This is a genomic window from Luteitalea sp. (assembly GCF_044337415.1).
GTDB lineage: Bacteria > Acidobacteriota > Vicinamibacteria > Vicinamibacterales > Vicinamibacteraceae > Luteitalea.
Window position 1 is genome coordinate 1 of record NZ_JBIINP010000201.1, and the last position, 6,902, is coordinate 6,902.

The 6,902-nt window shown below is 70.0% G+C and carries 6 protein-coding genes; 5 read left to right on the plus strand and 1 reads right to left on the minus strand.

Annotation, left to right across the window (positions count from 1 at the left end; all coding sequences use genetic code 11):
- The 4 genes from ACIRDX_RS18870 to ACIRDX_RS18885 form a co-directional block, all read left to right on the plus strand.
- Nucleotides 1–416 (plus strand): ABC transporter ATP-binding protein (locus ACIRDX_RS18870; protein ID WP_396626988.1); only part of this gene is annotated, 416 nt, incomplete at its 5' end.
- Between the two features lie 109 nt (nucleotides 417–525).
- Complete coding sequence (locus ACIRDX_RS18875) at nucleotides 526–1,581, plus strand: HlyD family secretion protein (RefSeq protein ID WP_396626989.1); 1,056 nt, start codon at nucleotides 526–528, stop codon at nucleotides 1,579–1,581.
- A 130-nt stretch (nucleotides 1,582–1,711) separates the two neighbouring features.
- Nucleotides 1,712–3,613 carry a GspE/PulE family protein gene (locus ACIRDX_RS18880; protein ID WP_396626990.1) on the plus strand — a complete coding sequence of 634 codons (1,902 nt, stop codon included), beginning with the start codon at nucleotides 1,712–1,714 and terminating at the stop codon, nucleotides 3,611–3,613.
- Nucleotides 3,610–4,455 (plus strand): HDOD domain-containing protein, encoded by an 846-nt coding sequence (locus tag ACIRDX_RS18885; RefSeq protein WP_396626991.1) that lies wholly within the window; start codon nucleotides 3,610–3,612, stop codon nucleotides 4,453–4,455. Before ACIRDX_RS18880 ends, ACIRDX_RS18885 begins: the two co-directional genes overlap by 4 nt.
- Nucleotides 4,456–4,491: 36 nt before the next feature.
- Here the strand turns inward: ACIRDX_RS18885 and ACIRDX_RS18890 are convergent, their stop codons facing one another.
- Nucleotides 4,492–4,983 (minus strand): DUF4112 domain-containing protein, encoded by a 492-nt coding sequence (locus ACIRDX_RS18890; RefSeq protein ID WP_396626992.1) that lies wholly within the window; start codon nucleotides 4,981–4,983, stop codon nucleotides 4,492–4,494.
- A gap of 192 nt (nucleotides 4,984–5,175) precedes the next feature.
- On the opposite strand from ACIRDX_RS18890, the gene ACIRDX_RS18895 reads away from it, so the two are divergent.
- A partial coding sequence (locus ACIRDX_RS18895) for a choice-of-anchor Q domain-containing protein (RefSeq protein WP_396626993.1) occupies nucleotides 5,176–6,902 on the plus strand: 1,727 nt, incomplete at its 3' end.

Consider the following 6,902-nt stretch of genomic DNA (forward strand, 5'->3'; position numbering starts at 1 on the left):
TGTTCCCGGCGCTGTCGGCCGTGGAGAACGTGGCCCTGGCGCTCGATCTTCGCGGCATCACGGGGAAGGCGGCGCTGACGCGTGCGCACGAGGCGCTTGCCTCTGTCGGCATGGCCGATCGCGCCTCCCACAGACCGGCAGACCTCTCCGGCGGCCAGAAGCAGCGCGTCGCCATCGCCCGGGCCCTGGTAGGCGAGCCCGCGATCCTGCTGGCCGACGAGCCGACGGCAGCGCTGGACCACACGTCGGGAGAACTGGTCCTGGACCTGCTGCGCACCGTGGCGACCCAGCGCGGTCGCGCCGTCGTGCTGGTCACGCACGACCCCCGCACGTTGCCGTACGCCGACCGCATCGTGCACATCGAGGACGGTCGCCTGCGCGAACACGACGAAGCGGCGCAAGAACGCGTTGCTTGACGCTTAACGCTTCGCACGATGCTCTCTGAGCCTTGAGCCCTGAGCCTGTTCCGAGCCCCTAGCCCCTAGCCCCTGCCCCCTCCAAAGAGTGGAAACGACGATGACGACGATGCTGAGAACGACGGTGATGACGGGAATGGTGGTGCTGGCCGGGAGTGGCTGGCTGATGTGGTCGCGCGGCGAGGCGGGCGCGGCGCGGGCCGCGGCGGCCGACGGCGGGTCGGCCACCCCGGCGCCGGTCGACGTCCCTGCGGCCGACGTCTCGCGCATCGTGGCGCAGGGGCGCGTGGAGCCCGTGTCCGAGGAACTGGAGGTGGCCGCCGAGGTGTCCGGCCGCATCGCGCGGCTGCATGTCGAGGAGGGCGACCGTGTCGAGGCCGGTGCCCTCATCGCGACCCTCGAGCACGCCGACCACGAGGCCCGGGTCGCTACTGCCCGGGCGGCGCTGGCGGTGGCCGAAGCCGAGGAACTGCGCCTGGTCAATGGCGCCCGGGTGGAGGAGCGTCGTGAGGCGCAGTTCGCCGTCGATCAGGCCGACGCGGCGCTGGCGCAGGCCGAGCGCGAGCACCAGCGGCGGGTGCGCGCCGCGGACGTGATCCCGCGCGAGGAACTCGACCGCGCCGCCAGCGACGTGGCCATCGCCCGCGCACGCCAGGCCGAGGCGCGTGAGCGCGCTCGGGTGGTCGATGCGCCGGCGCGCAGCGACGAGCGGGCCCGGGCGCGGGCCGCGGTGGCGCAGGCCCGGGCCCGCGTGCTCGAGGCCGAGGCGATGCTGGCCAAGACCACCATCACGGCCCCAATCGCTGGCACCGTGTTGCGCGTCGCCCGGCGGGCAGGGGAGAGCGTGTCCGTGGAGAGCCCCAACGGCGGGCACCTGGTGACGATCGCCGACCTCTCGGTCCTGCGCGTGCGTGCCGACGTCGACGAGCGCGACGTCGCGCACCTGGCCACCGGCCAGCGTGCCTACGTGACGGCCGATGCCTATGGCGACCGCCGCTTCACCGGCCGCGTGATCCGCATCAGCGAGATGCTCGGCCGCAAGAACATCCGCAGCGAGGAGCCCACCGAGAAGGTCGACACCAAGGTCCTCGAGACGCTGGTCGAACTCGACCCCGGCCAGCGCCTCCCCATCGGACTGAGGGTGGACACGTACATTCTTCGCTGAGCGAGGGACAAGGGCTGCGCCGGCGGTGGGTGGGGCTGGCGGCGGCCCCCGGGCGCCTGATGTGTGTCGATTCTGCTCATGCCTAAGGTCTACTAACGTTTGGCATGGCGGAACCGATTAGTGGGCCAGCATGTCTGGCGAACCCTCCTCGGCCGCCCTCGCGCCCCAGCCGTCGCCGCCCAGCGACGTCGTGGGTCTGCTGCTCAAGGAGCAGCTGATCACCGAGGCGCACGTGCGCCACGCCCAGCGGGTGCAGGCCAAGCTCGAGACCCCGCGCAGCCTGCTCACGGTGCTGCAGGACCTGCAACTGGTCTCGCCGGAACAGGTGCGGCAGGCGGTGCGCGCCAACCCGCAGTCGATGCGGCTCGGCGACCTGCTCATCGACCTCGGCCACCTCCGGGAGTCCGACCTCAGGGCCGCCCTGGCAGCGCAGCAGGCGTCCCAGGGACGCAAGCGCCTCGGCGAGATCCTGGTCGAGAGCCGGGTCATGTCGGAGCACAAGCTCACCGAGGTGCTGTCGGACCTGTTCGGGCTGCCCCTCGTGGAGCCGCGCGTGGCCGACATCGACCGCGGCCTGCTCACGCGCATGCACTTGCGCCGCGCGCAGGATGGCGTGTTCATCCCGGTGTCGCAGTCCGGCGGGCGCGTCACGGTGGCCTTTGCCGATCCCCTCGACGGGACGAACAAGCTGGCCGCCGACCACATGTTCGGCGGCAACGTGGTGCCCGCCATCGCGCGTCGCTCGCTGATCCTGGAGGCCCTGTCGGCCTTCGAGCGCGGCCTGCGTTCGGTGAACGGCCCGAGCGAACACACCGCCATGCAACTGGTGGTGGACCTCATCCGCGAGGCGCTGGCCTCGGGCACCAGCGACATCCACATCGAGCCCCTCGCCGCAGGCCTGCGCGTCAGGTTCCGCCTCGACGGCGTGATGATGGAGCACCGCGACATCGATCGCGAGCTCGGCAACGCCGTCGTCAGCCGCATCAAGGTGATGGCGGGCGCCGACATCGCCGAGCGGCGCCGCCACCAGGACGGCCGCATCAAGTTCGAGGATCCGCAGACCGGCGCCACGGCCGACATCCGCGCGTCCTTCTACGTGACCATCCACGGCGAGAAGGTGGTGCTGCGCCTCCTCAACCGCAAGACCGAGCTGATCAGCATCCAGGACATCGGGATGGGACCGCGCATGCTCGAGCGGTTCATCGGCGATGCCCTCGACGTGCCGACCGGCGTCGTGATCATCACGGGCCCGACCGGCTCCGGCAAGACGACGACGCTCTACAGCGCCGTCGATCACCTGAACACGCCCGACACGTGCATCGTGACGGCCGAGGATCCCGTCGAGTACGTGGTCGACGGCATCGCGCAGTGCTCGATCAACGCCAAGATCAACCGGACGTTCGAGGAGACGCTGCGCCACATCGTGCGGCAGGACCCGGACGTCATCGTCCTCGGCGAGATCCGCGACCGCTTCTCCGCCGACACCGCCATCCAGGCGGCGTTGACGGGCCACAAGGTCCTCACCACGTTCCACACCGAGGACGCCATCGGCGGGCTGCTGCGCCTGCTGAACATGAACATCGAGGCGTTCCTCATCTCGTCCACCGTCGTGTCGGTGATGGCGCAGCGGCTGCTGCGGCGGGTGTGCCCGTCGTGCGCCGAGCCCTACACGCCCTCGGCGACCGAGATCCGCCGGCTGGGCGTGACGCCGCAGGACCTGCGCGGCGCGCAGTTCATGCTCGGCAAGGGCTGCTCGGCCTGCCGGTTCACCGGCTATCGCGGTCGCATCTGCGTGTTCGAGCTGCTCGTGCTGAACGAGATGGTGAAGGACGCGATCCTCAACCGCCGGACCTCGTACGAAATCCGGCGCATCAGCATCGAGACGTCGGGCCTGGTGGCCCTGATCGAGGACGGCCTCTACAAGGCCTCCTATGGCCTGACGTCGATCCAGGAAGTCCTGCGGCACCTGCCGCGGGTCGTCAAGCCGCGACCGGTCGAGGAGATCCGCCGGTTGCTCGGGAGCCTTTCGTGACGCAGGGCCGTTCGCTCATCGACGTCCTCGGCGAGGAACTCGCCAGGAACGACCTCCAGTTGCCCGTGTACCCGGGCGTCGCCGCCCGCGTGCAGGCGTTGGCGGCCTCCGGCACCGCCTCGGCGGAGCAGTTCGAGCGCCTGCTGTCGCAGGACCCGGCGATTGCCTCGCAGGTGTTGCGGGTGTCGAACTCGGCGTTCTACGCCGGCCTCAGCTCGGTGTCGACCATTCGTGCGGCGGTGCTCCGCCTCGGCCTCGACCAGCTCGTGAGCCTCGCCGTCGCCTGCGCCAACAAGGGCCAGTTCGTCGCCAAGGACCCGCAGGTGCAGCGGCTGCTCACGCAGCTCTGGCAGCACTCGGTGGCGGTGGCCTTCGGCGCGAAGTGGCTCGCCGATCGCACCGGCTATCGCTCGCAGGCGGGCGAGTGCTTCATGGCCGGCCTGTTCCACGACATCGGCAAGCTGCTCATCCTCAAGGTGCTCGACGACCTGCGTCGCCGCGGCGAGTGGCCCCACGAACTGCCCGAGGCGCTGGTGCACGAACTGCTCGCCTCGCTGCACGCCGAACAGGGCGCCCGCCTGATCCGCCAGTGGAACCTGTCGCCCCTCTATGCCGATGTCGCGCGGACGCACAACGACCTTTCGGTGGAGGAGACCAACCCCGTCCACCTGATCGTGCGCCTGGTGAACCACGCGTGCACGAAGCTCGGGATGAACCTCTACCGGCAGGACGGCGTGGTGCTGGCCGCCTCGCCTGAAGCGTCGGCGCTGGGCGTGAAGGACGTGGTGCTGGCCGAGCTGGAGATCATGCTCGAGGACGGCGCGCAGACACTGGCCGCGTAGGAATTCAGAATTCAGAATTCAGAATGAAGCGGCGGCCTAGGTCAGCCAGGCATAGAGCCACACGGCCACCCAGCTGAGCACGAGCATCGGGATCAGGGCGGCCAGGGCCAGCACGGCGACGAACGACCACACCACGACCACGTCGAAGCGGGAGTGAGGCACGCCTGGCCGCGCGTGCCGCTCCAGCAGACGCATGTTCCAGGTATTGGCCTTCCAGAAGACGTCGGCGACGTTCCCGAGTCCGGGCACGATCCCGAGCAGCGCGTCCACCACCGCGTTGATGACCATCCGCGCCTGCACGAGCGCCGGGACGCGCATCCGATAGGCCTGCAGCAGAAGCAGGATCCCGAAGGCCGGGCTGCTGAGGTCGCCGAGGCCAGGGATCAGGCCCACGATCACGTCCCACCCGAAGCGGAGGTTGGTGCCAGGCACCCGGAACGCCTGGTCGAGGTACCAACTCCACTGGCGGAGCTTGTCGAGGTAGGGATCCTGCCCCTCGCCCCCCGTGCCCGCGTGGCTGATGCCCATCTTCGGAGTGTACAGGCGCAACGGCGCGCGGCCGGACCACGGGCCCGGCGTCCCCGGCGCGCCATGAATACGTGAAGGATTTACCGGCCGGATTCAAGACGCTCTGGCGCAGGTACGATCCTGTATCCGCATGCCGCAGTGTGTAGCGATTTTGGCAACGAACTTGTAACGAGCCGACAGCCGGGCGACACCGTGATCGTGGCCCCGGGCACCTACCCGGAGCTCCTCTCCTCGGTGCGCGGCGGGCTGCAGGGCAGTCCCATCACCGTGAGGGCCTCGGGCGGGCGTGGCTCGGCCGTCGTCACGCGCGTGGGGCAGGTCGTCCAGCTGTCGCACCCCTGGATGGTGCTCGACGGGCTGGCCATCGACGGCCAGTACGGACCGACCGACACGGTGCGGGTGTCGAGCGGCGCTGATCATCTCGCGCTCCGCAACGTCGAGGTCCGGCGCAGTGGGCGGGACTGCATCGACATGGATGCGCCCGACGACGTGCTGATCGAGGGCAGCCTGATCAACCGCTGCCTGTGGTGGGACGGCACTGCGCGACAGGACGCGCACGGCATCGTGGCCGGTCCCGCCCGCCGGCTGACCATTCGCGACACCGGGGTGCACACGTTTTCGGGTGATGGCCTTCAGCTCGACCCGGGCCGCAGCCTGCCCGGATGGGACGACGTCCTCGTCGAGCGCAGCACGTTCTGGCTGGCGCCGCTGGCCACGCCCCAGAACGGCTTCGCCGCAGGCGCCGTGCCGGGCGAGAACGCCATCGACACCAAGACGAATCCCGCGGCCCCGCGCGGCAGGCTCGTGGTGCGCGACACGGTGGCGCGTGGCTTTCGTGGCGGGTTCATCAACAACATGTCGGCCTTCAATCTCAAGGAGCAGATCGACGCCACGCTCGACCGCGTGACCGTGAGCGAGTCGGAGATCGCCTTCAGGACGCGAGGGCCAGGCGCCAACGGCGGCGCGTGGGTGCGCCTCCGCAACGTGGTGATCCACGACGTGACCACCGGCATCCGCTACGAGGACGACATCGCCCTGCTCGAGGCCTGGCACGTCACCTTCGGGCTCGGTGTCGGGCGCGTGTTCCAGGCGGCCAGCTCCGGATGGAGCGGCCTGGACGTCCGCAACAGCCTCGTCCTCGGGACGACGCTGCCCAACGAGGCGCCGTCGGCGAACCGCAACCGCGCCGTGCCGTCGACCACCTTCGTCAACGCGTCGGCATCGGATTACCGGTTGGTGGGTGGGTCGCTGCCCGTGGACCTGGGATTGGTGCTCGACGGCGTCGACACCGATCGCGATGGTCAGGCCCGTGTCCAGGGCGCGGCCCCCGATCTCGGTGCCTACGAGTCGCGGCCGACCTCCCCGCCGCCCCCGGCCGAACCGGGGCCCGTCTTGACGGGCGTGCGGTCGCCCAGCGAGCCGACAAATGCGGTCAGGCTCACCTGGACCGACGTGCCCGACGACGCCGGCTACGAAGTGGAGCGGTCGGCCGATGGCGTCACATTCGCCCGCGTGAACTCGCTGGCGACCGACAAGGTCTCGTGGACCAACAGCAAGCTGGTGAGCGGCCGCACCTACGCCTTCCGTGTGCGAGCGCGCACGGCCTCGACGCCCGGCCCGTACAGCAACGTCGTGTCCGTCACGTTGGCGCCGGAAACCGGCGTGCCGTCGGCACCCACCGGGCTGTCGCTGGCGCTCTCGTCATCGTCGCCGACGTCGTCCGTCGTCGTTCGCTGGCAGGACACGTCGATTGAGGAAGACGGCTTCTACGTCGAGCGCTCCGCCGATGGCGTCACGTTCGCCATCGTGGCCACCCGCGACGTGAACAGGACCTCCGAGACCAATGGCGGCCTGTCGAGTGGCCGCCAGTACTGGTATCGGGTGCGCGCCTTCAACGCGACGGGCCCGAGCGCCTGGAC

Bases quoted from the DNA above. Each gene is read 5' to 3' on its own strand.
- ACIRDX_RS18880 (WP_396626990.1), top strand. From the start codon at position 1,712: ATGTCTGGCGAACCCTCCTCGGCCGCCCTCGCGCCCCAGCCGTCGCCG.
- ACIRDX_RS18875 (WP_396626989.1), top strand. From the start codon at position 526: ATGCTGAGAACGACGGTGATGACGGGAATGGTGGTGCTGGCCGGGAGT.
- ACIRDX_RS18890 (WP_396626992.1), bottom strand. From the start codon at position 4,983: ATGGGCATCAGCCACGCGGGCACGGGGGGCGAGGGGCAGGATCCCTAC.